15 protein-coding genes are annotated in these 13029 nt (G+C 39.9%); 4 read left to right on the top strand and 11 right to left on the bottom strand.

All coding sequences use genetic code 11. The features are described from left to right. The first annotated feature begins 572 nt into the window (after nucleotides 1-572). Complete coding sequence (locus ABMY35_RS03600; RefSeq protein ID WP_349285049.1) at nucleotides 573-1166, top strand: hypothetical protein; 594 nt, start codon at nucleotides 573-575, stop codon at nucleotides 1164-1166. On the opposite strand, the gene ABMY35_RS03595 is transcribed toward ABMY35_RS03600, so the two are convergent. Both ABMY35_RS03595 and coaD read right to left on the bottom strand, forming a co-directional pair. After that, entirely contained in the window at nucleotides 1167-2531 is a 1365-nt protein-coding gene (locus ABMY35_RS03595; protein ID WP_349285048.1) for a capsule assembly Wzi family protein, read from the bottom strand. Next, nucleotides 2528-3010, bottom strand: coding sequence for a pantetheine-phosphate adenylyltransferase (coaD, locus tag ABMY35_RS03590; protein ID WP_349285047.1), 483 nt, complete (start codon nucleotides 3008-3010; stop codon nucleotides 2528-2530). The genes ABMY35_RS03595 and coaD overlap by 4 nt, the downstream gene beginning before the upstream one ends. A 250-nt stretch (nucleotides 3011-3260) precedes the next feature. Between coaD and ABMY35_RS03585 the strand changes: the two genes are divergently transcribed. Then, on the top strand, nucleotides 3261-3917 hold the full coding sequence (locus tag ABMY35_RS03585) for a TetR/AcrR family transcriptional regulator (protein ID WP_349285046.1): 657 nt from the start codon (nucleotides 3261-3263) through the stop codon (nucleotides 3915-3917). 97 nt (nucleotides 3918-4014) lie between these two features. Further along, nucleotides 4015-5472 (top strand): tRNA uracil 4-sulfurtransferase ThiI, encoded by a 1458-nt coding sequence (gene thiI / locus ABMY35_RS03580; protein WP_349285045.1) that lies wholly within the window; start codon nucleotides 4015-4017, stop codon nucleotides 5470-5472. Nucleotides 5473-5521: 49 nt separating this feature from the next. Here the strand turns inward: thiI and ABMY35_RS03575 are convergent, their stop codons facing one another. Together ABMY35_RS03575 and ABMY35_RS03570 are read right to left on the bottom strand one after the other, a co-directional pair. Further along, a complete protein-coding gene (locus tag ABMY35_RS03575; protein ID WP_349285044.1) occupies nucleotides 5522-6427 on the bottom strand; it encodes a 2-dehydropantoate 2-reductase in 906 nt (301 codons plus the stop codon). Next, a complete protein-coding gene (locus ABMY35_RS03570; protein WP_349285043.1) occupies nucleotides 6420-6770 on the bottom strand; it encodes a VanZ family protein in 351 nt (116 codons plus the stop codon). Before ABMY35_RS03570 ends, ABMY35_RS03575 begins: the two co-directional genes overlap by 8 nt. A 176-nt stretch (nucleotides 6771-6946) precedes the next feature. Here ABMY35_RS03570 and ABMY35_RS03565 point away from each other — a divergent pair, with 176 nt between their 5' ends. After that, nucleotides 6947-7429, top strand: a complete 483-nt coding sequence (locus ABMY35_RS03565) for a YajQ family cyclic di-GMP-binding protein (protein WP_349285042.1) — start codon at nucleotides 6947-6949, stop codon at nucleotides 7427-7429. Between the two features lie 48 nt (nucleotides 7430-7477). Here ABMY35_RS03565 and ABMY35_RS03560 read toward each other — a convergent pair whose 3' ends face one another. From ABMY35_RS03560 to ABMY35_RS03530, 7 genes are read right to left on the bottom strand one after another with little or no spacing between them, the layout of a single operon-like run. Beyond that, complete coding sequence (locus ABMY35_RS03560) at nucleotides 7478-7921, bottom strand: DUF2799 domain-containing protein (protein ID WP_349285041.1); 444 nt, start codon at nucleotides 7919-7921, stop codon at nucleotides 7478-7480. A gap of 10 nt (nucleotides 7922-7931) precedes the next feature. Continuing rightward, a complete protein-coding gene (locus ABMY35_RS03555; RefSeq protein ID WP_349285040.1) occupies nucleotides 7932-9311 on the bottom strand; it encodes a tetratricopeptide repeat protein in 1380 nt (459 codons plus the stop codon). A 3-nt stretch (nucleotides 9312-9314) separates the two neighbouring features. After that, the gene (locus ABMY35_RS03550; protein ID WP_349285039.1) at nucleotides 9315-9995 is read right to left on the bottom strand and encodes a hypothetical protein; all 681 of its coding nucleotides are present in this window, start codon (nucleotides 9993-9995) and stop codon (nucleotides 9315-9317) included. 1 nt (nucleotide 9996) lies between these two features. Beyond that, on the bottom strand, nucleotides 9997-10404 hold the full coding sequence (locus ABMY35_RS03545) for a biopolymer transporter ExbD (protein WP_349285038.1): 408 nt from the start codon (nucleotides 10402-10404) through the stop codon (nucleotides 9997-9999). Further along, nucleotides 10392-10799 carry a MotA/TolQ/ExbB proton channel family protein gene (locus tag ABMY35_RS03540; protein ID WP_349285037.1) on the bottom strand — a complete coding sequence of 136 codons (408 nt, stop codon included), beginning with the start codon at nucleotides 10797-10799 and terminating at the stop codon, nucleotides 10392-10394. Before ABMY35_RS03540 ends, ABMY35_RS03545 begins: the two co-directional genes overlap by 13 nt. A 1-nt stretch (nucleotide 10800) precedes the next feature. Next, nucleotides 10801-12090 carry a MotA/TolQ/ExbB proton channel family protein gene (locus ABMY35_RS03535; RefSeq protein ID WP_349285036.1) on the bottom strand — a complete coding sequence of 430 codons (1290 nt, stop codon included), beginning with the start codon at nucleotides 12088-12090 and terminating at the stop codon, nucleotides 10801-10803. Beyond that, complete coding sequence (locus ABMY35_RS03530; RefSeq protein WP_349285035.1) at nucleotides 12087-12878, bottom strand: DUF3450 family protein; 792 nt, start codon at nucleotides 12876-12878, stop codon at nucleotides 12087-12089. The genes ABMY35_RS03535 and ABMY35_RS03530 overlap by 4 nt, the downstream gene beginning before the upstream one ends. Nucleotides 12879-13029 lie beyond the last annotated feature (151 nt).

Here is a 13029-nt window from a genome sequence, read left to right as displayed (position 1 = left end):
TGGGACCTTTTCACCAGGTTTCTATACAAGCACCTTGTAACTTGGTTATTTTTTTTAGTCATGCTGGCTAGCTATGTAAGAACATCCAATATACATGCAAGTCAAAATGAAAAAATTGAACAAAAAGAAGTGCTTAAGCTATCTGTTGTAATGTTCATCTCTTATGCCTTAATGATACCAATAGAACTCTTAGTTACTTTGTTCGACTTTTCTTCGCGTTACTTCCCTTATACTGTTTATCTTTTTCTAGATATATTCACCATTCTGCTGATATGTTTTTTGATGAATACCCAAAGTAACAAAGCATTACTATGCAAACGCTATATTGTCTTTTGTTTATCGTGTAACTCTGTTTTATTCCTCTTAGTACAAATCGATTTAATTCTGATGTATGAAGACTTTAAACCTTTCAAAGCTTGGTGGTTTTGGGATGTATTTACGATAGGTATAAATTTTTTTGATGCAGTGATGATTCTGGTGCTCTTGAGTTATAGGGATATATTACTTTTACATAAGTTCGAGTCACAATTTTTAGCAAGGAGAAATAAAAAGCTTAGAGTTGGTGAATTAAAATGATAGAAGTTTTGTATCTTTTTGGTGAAATATTGTACTTTGAGCCAATAGTGCAGTTTTTATATGGACATACTACAACGTTTATCTTTTTTATGGTGCTGCTGGTGAACTTTGTTAGAACCTCCAGAGGAAACAGCTACCCTCTAAAAAAACAGCAAGCACATGAAATTTTGATTTTATCGCTTGTTATGTCTGTGTCATACGCGATTCCCATGCCATTCGATTACATATATTGGCTCTCCGAGGTACGTTCAGTTTACATGCCTAATACACCCTATATGGTGCTGGATATTCTAACAATTCTATTTATTTACAGTTTTGTAAAAATAGAAACCAATTTGGGGGAATTGTGTCGTTTTTATTTAACGGTTGCACTTGGAGTGAACGTTTCTTTATTTTTCTTATTACAGCTTGATCTTTTACTTATACATGAGGGGTTGAAGGAGAGTGGCTTTTGGTGGTTTTGGACTGTATTTAGCTATGGGATAAATGGCTCAGACCTCATCATGGTCTTAGTTTTAGTTGTACAAAAAGATTTTTTAGGTTGGTATAAACTGAGCAAAAAAATTAAGGGCGCTTATTCGCGCCCTTAATTAAAATTGAATTTCCCAGCTTGCTGAGACTGCTGTGTGTTTCTCAGAGTCTTTGGGTAGTTTATCTTTCCAAACACTCAAGCCCAGCTTTCCTAAGCCTTTTAATACGCCTTGCTGATAGCCTACTTCGAGTAAGCTTCTATCTAAGTCTAAAGAATCAAAATTTAACTGCTTTAATTTAGCATACCCGCCGAAACCAGCCAGTCGGTAATAATCAATACCTAGAGTGACGCTTTTAGCTTGCGGTCCCATGGCCGCACCCAGCCATTGCTCGCGTTGCATGTAATCAGCTCCTTTATTTGATGTAGCAAAATTACATTGGAAACTGGCTTGCTCTGCTTGGCAATTCAGTTCTGTATCACTTAATTCAATAAAGCCTTTTGCTCGATAGGTTATATCTGCAAGGTGACCCTCAATACCAAGGGTATAGCTGCTATTGTTAGGTAATAACCCTGCGTCATTTTCACCAGCTATCTCAGCATAGACAGCAAAAGGTAAACCTTGAAAAGTGTCCGAGTATTTCGCATCTAAACTTGTTAGACGCTGCTTGCTTCTAAGCTCGGGGTTTTGTGGATCTTCTTTATAAATAAAGTCACTTGATGTTGAGCTAAACGCAATCTCTAATCCAGATAATGGCATGCTAGATAAGCGAACGCCCCAAAAATCACCTTCTTTCTTTGTGGCTAATGTTGGCTTTTGCTTGGCTGCGATAGCAGTGACTTGCCAAGGGCCGATAAATGATAAAAATGATGGGCCTTGGTAGTCGGTATTGGCTCTACTTAGTCTAAACGCTTTCATAGGGGCCGCGTTATTGCTAAGCATTAAAGCTTGCTCATTACTTGGGCCCCACCAATAGTTCAATTGCTCTATACTAGCTGACCAGTTATCTAGCAATATCGCGACATGACTACCATAATGATTGATGTACTTACCATCGATGGCATCATCCGTATAGTTGACTTGCACTTTAGCGCTAACGTCCTCACTGATTATCTGACCAAACGTTTGAACACCAGACTTTGCGCCTTTGCGCTCGCCAAACCCTTCTCTTAATTCTGGGTCTTGGTTGTAGAAAGCGCGAATACTTGAACGGCGTTTTTGCTTCGCATTAGATAAAGCATGCTTGATATGCGCAATCGCGAACTTTGCCGACTCAGGTACTTCATTCATATTAACAGCAGCCAAGTCTTGCACTATACCTCGCCATAATAAAGGGTATTGATTGACTGGTCGTTGAATTAAGTTGTGACTGACAAGTAAGTCGATAGAGTGCTTAAGCTGCGCTTGTTCAGCTTCTATCCATGGACTAGAGATAGCTGAGAAGCTACTTATGCCGACTGCTAGGGTTAATACTTTTAACTTCATCCGTGTAATTTTTCCATTAAGGCCTTGGCAACAATAGGATCGACAAACTCGGTTACATCACCATGATGTAAAGCCACTTCTTTCACGAGCGTTGAGGAGATGAATGAGTTTCTTTCTGAAGGCGTTAAAAATACGCTTTCAAGATCAGGGTTAAGTCGGCGGTTCATATTCGCCAATTGAAACTCGTAGTCAAAATCCGAGACTGCGCGAATGCCGCGAATTAATACTTGGGCATTTTGTTGTTTAGCTAAATCGACTAATAGTCCAGAAAAACCGATGACTTTAACGTTTTTGTATTCACTCAAAACCTGCTCAGCGAGTGCAACACGCTCATCTAAGTTAAAGCAAGGCTTTTTACTCGGATTATTGGCAATGGCGAGTAGTACGACATCAAACATCTTAGCTGCACGCTTAATTAAATCTGCGTGACCATTGGTGAGTGGGTCAAATGTGCCTGGGTATAGCGCGGTAACTTTCATAACAATTTAGTCAGAATAAAATTTCTGTAATGTTATCAAGCTTTGCAGCAAATATCACTGGTCTGCTTAGCAACTTGTTGCTTATAACTAAGCCGTTTTAATGGTATTTTCAGTATGGATATATTTTTATGGAACTGTTTTCTTTTTGGGTAATGTCACATAATTTATGTCTTATGACAGAATCAAATAAGTAATTAAAGCAGAATTTAGTTATTATATTCATCATTATTAGCGTGTCTGAGAGCAGGATATGAATACCAAGGAAAAAATTATTCGTACCAGTATTGCCTTATTTAACCTACATGGAGAGCGAGCGATCACTACCAATCATATCGCTTCAAACTTAGGTATAAGTCCCGGCAACTTGTATTACCATTTTAAAAATAAAGAAGACATTATCCGTAATATCTTCACTCTGTATCGAGAGCATTTAAGTACGCACTTTAAACCACTCGACACATCTCACGAGCCATTAGAACAGTTAACACAATATTTAGATTCATTGTTTGAACTTATGTGGCGTTATCATTTCTTCTATGACAACTTAACTGAAATTCTTGCGAAAGACAGTGAGTTAAAAAAACAATACATCGAATTTCAAGCCGATTTGTTTAATCAAGTGCGCTCTGTTGTGATCGGATTACGTAGTGCTGGCGTAATAGAAATCACAGATGAAGATGCATCTGAATTTGCGCACATGTTAAAGATGACTGTGAGCTTCTGGACACCTTACGTTAAAGCACGTCGTATGACAGGGGTATTAGAGCAACAAGATATCTATAACGGTATTGTTAAAGTATTGGTTTTAGTCAAACCATATTGTACTGATTTGAGTTTTAAGAAAATTAGCGACCTGCAAAAGCAATATCAGCAATTGGCTGATGAGGCTTTGCCGAGTATTGCCTAATCAACCAATATTGTTTATTTCCTCATCGCATAGAAATTTGCTATAATCGCGCGCCCGACTGACGCGGCGCGCATTCGCCCATCTAAAGAGTGTTTCTATGCTTAAATTTATCGTAAAACTGCACCCTGAGATCGCGATCAAGAGTAAATCTGTTCGTAAACGTTTTACCAAGTTACTTGAGAAAAACATCAAGATGATTTTAATTCGTCGAGATGAAAAAGTTCGCGTAAAAAATAACTGGGATAACATTGCAGTTGAAACGGATATCAGCGATGAACAAACCCGTGAATGGTTTATTGATAACCTAAAACGCGTACCTGGTATTGTGCAATTTATCGAAGTACAAGAAACACCTTTTGAAACCATTGATGATATTTACCAGCGCACCTTAGAGCTTGCGAGCCATACTATCGAAGGAAAGACCTTCTGTGTGCGAGTGAAGCGTAATGGTAACCATGACTTTACTTCAAGCGATGTAGAGCGTTATGTAGGTGGTGGCCTTAATCAAAATGTTGAAGGCGCAATAGTTAAGCTGAGCAAGCCTGATGTAACAGTCAAAATCGAAATCAAAAAAGACTTAGCTTATATTGTTACCCACACTCACTACGGCATTGGTGGTTTCCCTCTGCCGACGCAAGAAGATGTTCTTTCTCTTATCTCAGGCGGTTTTGACTCGGGTGTAGCTACCTACCAAATGATGCGTAAAGGTGCGCGTACTCACTTCTTATTCTTTAATCTTGGTGGTGCTGCCCATGAAATCGGTGTGAAACAAGTGAGTCACTATTTGTGGAAGCAATTTAGCTCTACTCACAAGGTTAAGTTTATCACGGTAGACTTTGAACCTGTGGTAGCCGAGATTTTAGAAAATGTAGAAAACGGCCAAATGGGCGTGATCCTTAAGCGTATGATGATGCGTGCAGGAGCAGCGGTAGCTGAGAAAGTAAATGCTCACGCGTTAATTACAGGTGAAAGTGTTGGTCAGGTATCTAGTCAAACACTGGCTAACTTAAGTGTGATCGACCGTGTAACTGAAACACTTATCTTACGCCCGCTTATTCAGCACGATAAAGCTCACATTATCAAGATTGCACGTGAGATTGGTACAGTAGAAATGGCAGAATCTATGCCTGAATACTGCGGTGTTATCTCTCAGAAACCAACTGTAAAAGCGAAAATGTCTAAGATCTTGGAAGAAGAAGCCAAGTTCGACTTTGATGTTTTAGATACTGTGATCAAAAACGCGACTGTAAAAGACATTCGCGAAATCGAAGAAGAAGCGAAAGAAGAAGTTAAAGAGGCTGAAACTGTTAGTGAGCTTCCTGAAAATGCAGTGGTACTTGATATTCGTTCGCCAGAAGAAGAGGACGCAAATCCACTTGAGCTTGATGGGGTAGAAGTAGAGCATATTCCATTCTTTAGATTAGCGACTAAGTTTGGTGATCTGCCTCAAGATAAAGAATATTACTTATATTGTGCCCGTGGGGTAATGAGCCAGCTACAAGCACTTATTTTGCATGAAAACGGCTACATGAATGTAAAAGTGTACCGTCCATAGCAAGTATTTTAGTTGTCAGAAAAGCCGAGTATAACTCGGCTTTTTGCTATCAGCTTGTTTGTTCTAAACGATTGATTTGTTCAAGCATGGTTCGGTTATAAGGCGCATCCAGCCCGAGTTTTTTCGCCTCACCAACGATATAGCCACAGATTGCCTCAATTTCAGTTTTACGCCCTAATTTTAAATCTTGTGCCATTGATGAGTTATTACTGCGAGTTTGTCGCATAACGGTATACGCACTGTTGAGTGCGTCAGCTAATGGGATATCAATTCCTAATTTATCGGCAATAAAACAGGCTTCATTTAATAAGTTCATCACTTGTGTGGCGTAATTCGGTTTGAGTAATTGCCCATTTTGAACTTGATGCAAAGCGGTGAGTGGATTAATGGCAATATTAACCATCAGCTTTTGCCAGCGCAGCAATGTAATGTCGTTATGAATGGCGCTGGCGGAAATACTTTCAGCAAATACTGCTTCATAAAAAGTATCAATGTTATTTTCAGCTTCGGTATTACAAGCACCTAAATAGGTAGCACCAATACCTGTTTGAACCACTGTTTTGCTCGACGCTTTAAGTGCTCCGCGTGAGGTACTCATAAAGTATAGGCTTTGATTCTTACTGAGTTGCGACGTGATCTCTGCCAAATCGGTAATACCATTGTGACTGATAATTACCTTTGCTTCTGGCGTTAGAAGAGGCTGAATGACATTGAAAGCATCAACGAGTTGGTACGCTTTAACGCAGATAAAGCAAATTGAGATGGGATCTTGTGAGGTTAAACTTGTGATATCAACTATGTTGGCAGTGATCGGAGTGACGGTTTCTCTTTCCTGATAATAAAAAGTGTTGTTTTTTTTATGTCGAGTCACTAGCGTGATTTGATGGTGTTGGCTGAAATGAAACGCAAAGCTTAAACCAACAGCACCAGCACCTAAAACATGAATGCTAGCCATGCTTACGAACTCGCCATTCTCGCCATGCGAAATAACTTAAATAGTAGCTGGCCGCACCTGCTACATCAGCAACAAAATCACCAACGGAAGCTTGCCTATGAGGCAGGGTATCTTGCATGTATTCAATGCCAATTCCGTAAGCGGTTAATAAGCAAAGCTGAAGCCAGATAGGAATGCGAATGGCATGATGCATAATAAAGGCAAGTACAAAAAAAATACCAAAATGTGCAATTTTATCAGCGTGCTCAAATCGAATGCCTGAATGCTGGATCTCTTTAGCAAATAAAACAGTACAAATACTTAAAGTGAGTAGTAATAAAATTTGGTAAATACGCCGAGTCACAAAACTTCCTATATCTCTATGCAGGCAAAGTAGAGCCAGTATATCACCGAAAAATGGATGGTGGGTGAATATACGAAAGTGCTCTGTAAATAGATGTTATCAGGCGAGATAAATTTATTCACCGAGTCGGTTTTTGCTTGTTATAATCAGGCCATAATATGATTAGGAGATAGATAATGCCATCATTTGACATTGTGTCTGAGATTGAAATGACAGAAGCGAAGAACGCGGTAGATAATGCGAACCGTGAACTTGAGACCCGTTATGACTTCCGTGGTGTTGATGCATCAATTGAGTTAGTAAACGAAACGATCAACCTGAAAGCTGAAGCTGAGCAGCAAGTGATGCAGTTGTTCGATATCATTGCAGCGAAAGCGTCAAAGCGTGGCTTAGATGTTTCAAGCCTTGAGCTTAAAGATATTGAGCGCTCTGGTAAGTATGTGTCACGTAAAGTTGCCCTGAAGCAGGGTATCGATAAAGACATGGCGAAGAAAATCGTGAAGCTTATCAAAGACTCAAAAATCAAAGTTCAAGCCTCTATTCAAGGTGAAGAAGTACGTGTAACGGGTAAAAAGCGCGATGATTTACAGGAAGTGATGCAGTTAGTTCGTACTGGTGAACTAGGTCAACCTTTCCAGTTTAAAAATTTCCGTGACTAAATTAGATTAAGTGGCAATAAGTTACCTATCGCCACTCTACTCGCGCCACTACTTTTTTTCTGGTGGCGCATTGTCTCTTTGCTGTATGTAGCGCTCTCTTTCTCGTAAAGCATGTTCTGCTTGTTTCATTTCTTCATCTCTGATTCTCTTAGCTATTTTGAAGCCTTTCTCGAATTCAGCGCGCATTTCTAATGGGCATATTGTGTTTAATTCTAGGCCTTTCTTGCCTCTTTCGAAGCCATTATCATAGGTGCAATAAGTCATTAAACCATCAGTAAAGCCATCAATATAGTGCGTTTGAGCAGTCTGTATTAATTGCTCTGAACACTGTTGTTTGTATGAATCAAAAATACGAACACTTTTTCCTGATACTGCGGCTTGTTGACCAAATTCATACCACTCGGTTTCTGATGCATTGCAAGCTATTTCAGTTGTCGTTGACTGGCAACCTATCAGCAAGCTTAATAGTAAAAATAGTATTATTTTTTTCATCTAATAGTCCTTAAATTTCCTGCTGTTTTCTTGTTTGAATAATATTTTCAATGAGTGCTATTTGCTGCCATATACCTTTGGTTTCTGTATAGCGATTAGCGACGCTTTTTAGTGTTTTGAGTGCTGCTTGATAGTTTTGTAAATCAACATAGAGCTGAGCTCTTGCAAGCATGGCCTCTTTTTTCGATTCATTAAGTGCTTCTGCTCTTAATAGTAAGGTTTCCGCTTTCGTAAATTGTTTGTCGGATGTGAGATAATTGGCATATTCAAGCAATGCCTTACCATTATTTGGGTTTTTCTCAATTGCAAGCTGAAAACTTTCAACAGTTTGAATTTTCTTATTTAATTGTTTAGCGATTAAGGCATGATGAAGGTAAATAATACTCTGCTTGGGTGCTGACATCGCTGGTAATTTACTTTCTAGCGAACTGAGAATCTTCTGGCTTTGAGACCACAGTCCCCTTTGACCGAGCCAAGTTAAATAGGTGTTGAGGCTGTTCATCTCGAGGTCGAAGTTGTTTAAATGAAAGCTAATAAGTTCGACTGCTCTATCAAAACTATCAAGTTGCATATGAAGCTGAGCTGCTATTTTGTAATTACTTTGCTGTTCGTTACCGAGCAATATCGCCATTTCTAAAGATGCTAATGCTTCTACGTTATTATTCAGTTCAAGTTTAAGTATTGCTTGATTTAGCCATAACTTATGGTCGTTCGGGTGCTTGGCAATAAGCTCGCTTAGAAGTGCTTGTGCAGCGGGGTACATTTTGGCTTGCGTTAAAGCAATAAATAACCCTTGCTGCCACTGTTCTTGGGTTGGTTCTAATGTGAGTGCTTGCTGGTAAGCTGATATCGCAGAATAGGGGCCATATAGGGATAAGTTTAAATATGCTAACTGACCATATATGAGAGCATCTTGAGAGCCATAAGAGATAGCATTAGAAAAATGTTCTCTCGCTTTCTCTAACTCCCCTTTAAGTAAGTAGAGTTGTCCAAGATCACTATGCGCCCTAATAAGTTGTGGGCTACGGCTCAATGATGATAAGTAGGCTTTTTCAGCTTTATCATAATCCTCTAACGCGAAATATAGTTGTGCTTTTAGCATTATCATGGCAACGCTTAACTCTATTTCATAAAAAGCCTCTAGCTCCTTAAGGACTTGCTCTCTTTTACCTTGCTCTAACAGGCTCTTTAAGCGTTCGGCTGTCTCAAGTTCTTCAGGTGCTATGTTTGCCTCTTTTTCAGTGTAAGGACCGGTAAATTGAGGCAATACAAATGTTGGAGGTGCAACTTCTATCTTAAATTGAGCGTATGATGAGCTGGCAAATGCGACAGTGCTACACAGGCTTTGAGACAGTAGCGCAGCAATAATTATTTGTTTTAGTTTCTTCATAGATTATCTGCCGTAATTGAAGTTGATAGAGTAAAAGTAAATTGCTTGTACAGCTCTGCCATCTTTCTTTGGCTTGCTGAAGATTGCATGGCTAACCCAAGCGCGGATCACTTCTTCCATTTCGGGGTAAACTGGATCAACAATACGTTTGATATAGGGCTTGCCTGATTGATCAATGATCAATTCGACCTGTGTCTTGATTCGTTTTACCCCCTTTTGTCTGACAGACTTGGGGGGCGGAAAGTATTTTTGCCGGACGACTTGTGGCACGCGGTCGAGTTTTTCTACAGCCAATAAAGGCATATCAAGGGCTAATCGTTCTTGAATCATCTTTGCATCAATCGTGAAGTTGGGTAACTCAAGTGACTCGACTTTTGGGAGTGTCATTGTCGGTTTATCAGCATAATTTATACTAGGTCCGTCACCTAAGCTGGCTAGGTTAAGCGCGGTTTGAGACGGCTCACTACTGCTCGAAGTAGTTTTCACTGGCGGTGGTGGCGGCGGTGGAGGGATTGGTAAAGCCACGTCTATTTTTCTGGTAATGAGGTCAGCTTTTGGTGCCTCAGGTTGCTGTTTTAGTAAATGTAAGCTGAAAACTAGACCTGCAACAATCATTGCACTTAGCAGCCAGGGAATGAGAGCGAGCGTTCCATATTTCAATGAATTATGAGTCAGAGGAGCCATATTATTGCGCCTGTGTTGCTAGGCTAATATTGCTCAAACCGGCGAGCTTAGCTTGATCAATGACTTTTACCAATAACTCAGTGGAAACGCTTTTGTCTGCTTGAATGATCAGTGGACGAGTTTGCGAACGGCTTGCTTGCATCAATGTTGCCCTTACACCGGCAACGCCAATATTAGTGCCTGCATACATGACTTGACCTGTATCCGTTATCGCAATTAAAAATACTGACTTTTGCAACTGCTGACTGGATACGGCGTTGGGTTTATCAACCTCTACCCCTGTTTCTTTTACAAATACAGTGGTCACAATGAAGAAGATAAGTAGTATAAAGACCACGTCAAGTAGCGGTGCTAAGTCGATCTCTTGGCTTTTAGATTCGGAGATTTTTTGTTTTATTAGTGAGCGCATGGCGTATTTACCTGCCAGTTAGAAACTTTGCTTCTCAAAGCGGTATGGAGCAAAAGGCCAGGTACAACAAATACTAAGCCTAGCTGTGTTGTGAACATTGCAGTGGCAATCCCGCCACTGATCATCTCTTGCATATCTAGTCCGTTGTTGACAGACATGAAATTAAAGGTGCTTAGCAATCCACTGATTGTGCCCAATAGTCCCAATAAAGGTAAGGCCGCAAGCAGTGTCTTTAGAGCGCTTAACCAGTAATTACAACGTGTAGCCCATTGTGCATTACAGGCTGTGAAAGCCAGTAACGATAAAAGCTTACCGTAACTAAAAAAAGCAACGCCAATCAATGTCCATACTATGGTGTTGTTGAGTAGTTTTAGGAATATGCTGATATCTGTCATGTTAGTGCATCGCAAATTTACTAAGCTGAATTGCATTGGCTTCAAGCTTGGCGTTATAGCTTTTAGCCTTACGATTTAACAGCGCACTTATAATGAGTGATGGAATAGCAACAATCAGTCCCAGCTCTGTTGTAACTAAAGCTTCCGATATTCCTCCCGAGACGGTTGCCGCATCTCCAGTTCCAAAGGTATTCATCATCATAAAGGTATTTATCATGCCAGATACGGTACCAAGTAAACCTAAAAGCGGAGCAATAGCTGCTGTTGTAGTAACAACGCCTAAATAGTTTTCCACCTTATGTTGATGCTGCATTAAGTAAGACACGATTAGATCGTCTCTTTGCTCTGAGACTGGTGTATCGAGCGCGATTTGAACTAGCTTTTTCTCTGCGCCATCAAATGGGATTTGCACTTCTAATAACGTTTTTTTGGCGTTGAGTTGCTCAATAAAATCTTTGCTAATACGAGGTAAGCGCATGAGTTGAATGCTTTTAAGTAGCGCTGCGATAAGTGCCAATAAGCCAAAGAATAAAATAGGTAATGCCCATACACCGCCTTTTTTTATGTGAGAAACTATTCCTTGCTGGTTATTTTGTAATTTTGTGGCATTACCGAGTGTTGGGTCAAAAGTCACACTACCTATGCCCGTTTGATTGAGTTGCTGCAATTGCGCTGCTTGAGCATTTTGGCTAATCCCTTTAACAAGGTTGGGGAGAGTTTGATTCACCGGGTTTTCAAGCAACCCACCAGACTGCAATTGGGAATTATATGCCAGCTGTATAGGGCCAACATTGAGGACATTAAAGGATTTGACCTCACCGTTTGTGCTGATCACATCGGTTTGTTGCCAGCTTGGTGCAAGATCGTCAATTAGTTCATTTCTTAGTTGCTGAAATATCTCAGGTTTGATTGCGATATCGCCCGTTCCAGTATGCTCAAAAGTAATGTTTTCTTGTTCCAAATAAGTTTGTAATAACAGTTTTTGGTAATTATCTTGTTCTCGCCACTTATTGATCCGGTCTGAGAGCTGCTCAATGCTCATCAACTGCTCATCGGCAGTTCGTTGAATAGTTGTAGCTTGTTCTCGTAATGCTTTGACCGCAGCAAGTTCTTTATCTAGCTGGACCTGATACTTTAAGGTTTCTTCGTTAATCTTAGACTCAAGTGCTTGCAGTGACTTTTGAGATTCAGTGATTCTGTTAATGAGCTCTTTACTGACAGGATTAGGGGCGGCTTTAGAAGAAAAGCCAGTGATCAACAAGAGAAGTAATATTGTGAGCCGAGTGTTCATAATAAGTCCTTTTCAATGGGTGCTATTGCAAGAGGGGCATTCACAAAGGCTGCAGTTGTGGGTTTGTTGAGCATAGATTTGATTTGTGTAAGAGATTGCAAAAGGTCTTCTTGCGAAGAGAGGCCTAATAATTGCTGAGCTTGCTCCGTGTGGTGCCACTGCCAGCCATGTTGTTCTACCCGACCTATACCAAAGTGTTTCCCATCTTGGCTAACGTACCAAGCCTGTGATAAACCCAAATAGATCTGACTTACGAGCATTTGTGTTTCACCACCAGCTGTAGGAAGAGTCATATTGGTATTATTAAGCGCAACTCTTTGATTAAATTCATTCGCTGATTTAAACATAATTAACAGTTTTTCAAGTTGCTCGCTGTTCGAGTAAGGTGTGCTATTAATGGTCGTTAAAGCATCTTCCCATTGAGCTTGAATAGGAGGGGGTAATAGAGGGGAGACTCTGTTAATAAATTGCATTAGGTTTTTTAGCTCGGCTTTAACCAATCGCTGATTTTCTTCAAGCTGTTGCTGTTGCTGAGTGAGCTCAAATCGCTTTTCGTCCACTTCGCTTCGCGCGTCTTTGGCTTTATTGATTAATGCACGCAACGCTGCTTTTTCTTCTTTTAGCAACTTTATTTGATTTTGTAATGATTGCTGATTTGTTTGCCAGCTCAATTCTAGTTTGCCTTTTTGGCTCTCTAAGTCTAGCCATTGTTGCATTAACTCATAATCGGTTTGGTTGGCAAATACACCACTAGACAGCGCTGTCATTAAGAGAACTGTTTTCTTCAATTATTGTTTTCCCTGTACTCTTCTTAGATACAAACAACAATTGCAGAAATAGTTCAAATAATCAACAGTTAGCGTCATTAGTTTTTTGCATGTTCACCGAACAAAGATTTTTAAAGAACTTATTATTAATTTTCATGATGTTAAACTTAGA

Origin of the sequence: Pseudoalteromonas sp. BZB3 (assembly GCF_040104455.1) — a bacterium.
Taxonomy (GTDB): Bacteria; Pseudomonadota; Gammaproteobacteria; order Enterobacterales; family Alteromonadaceae; genus Pseudoalteromonas.
The sequence above is the reverse complement of the archived record's forward strand: the minus strand, read 5'-3'. Positions and strand labels throughout refer to the sequence as shown.

Coding starts and splice junctions, on each gene's coding strand:
- ABMY35_RS03600 (WP_349285049.1), top strand. CDS start 573: ATGATAGAAGTTTTGTATCTTTTTGGTGAAATATTGTACTTTGAGCCA.
- ABMY35_RS03595 (WP_349285048.1), bottom strand. CDS start 2,531: ATGAAGTTAAAAGTATTAACCCTAGCAGTCGGCATAAGTAGCTTCTCA.
- coaD (WP_349285047.1), bottom strand. CDS start 3,010: ATGAAAGTTACCGCGCTATACCCAGGCACATTTGACCCACTCACCAAT.
- ABMY35_RS03585 (WP_349285046.1), top strand. CDS start 3,261: ATGAATACCAAGGAAAAAATTATTCGTACCAGTATTGCCTTATTTAAC.
- thiI (WP_349285045.1), top strand. CDS start 4,015: ATGCTTAAATTTATCGTAAAACTGCACCCTGAGATCGCGATCAAGAGT.
- ABMY35_RS03575 (WP_349285044.1), bottom strand. CDS start 6,427: ATGGCTAGCATTCATGTTTTAGGTGCTGGTGCTGTTGGTTTAAGCTTT.
- ABMY35_RS03565 (WP_349285042.1), top strand. CDS start 6,947: ATGCCATCATTTGACATTGTGTCTGAGATTGAAATGACAGAAGCGAAG.
- ABMY35_RS03560 (WP_349285041.1), bottom strand. CDS start 7,921: ATGAAAAAAATAATACTATTTTTACTATTAAGCTTGCTGATAGGTTGC.
- ABMY35_RS03555 (WP_349285040.1), bottom strand. CDS start 9,311: ATGAAGAAACTAAAACAAATAATTATTGCTGCGCTACTGTCTCAAAGC.
- ABMY35_RS03550 (WP_349285039.1), bottom strand. CDS start 9,995: ATGGCTCCTCTGACTCATAATTCATTGAAATATGGAACGCTCGCTCTC.
- ABMY35_RS03545 (WP_349285038.1), bottom strand. CDS start 10,404: ATGCGCTCACTAATAAAACAAAAAATCTCCGAATCTAAAAGCCAAGAG.
- ABMY35_RS03540 (WP_349285037.1), bottom strand. CDS start 10,799: ATGACAGATATCAGCATATTCCTAAAACTACTCAACAACACCATAGTA.
- ABMY35_RS03535 (WP_349285036.1), bottom strand. CDS start 12,090: ATGAACACTCGGCTCACAATATTACTTCTCTTGTTGATCACTGGCTTT.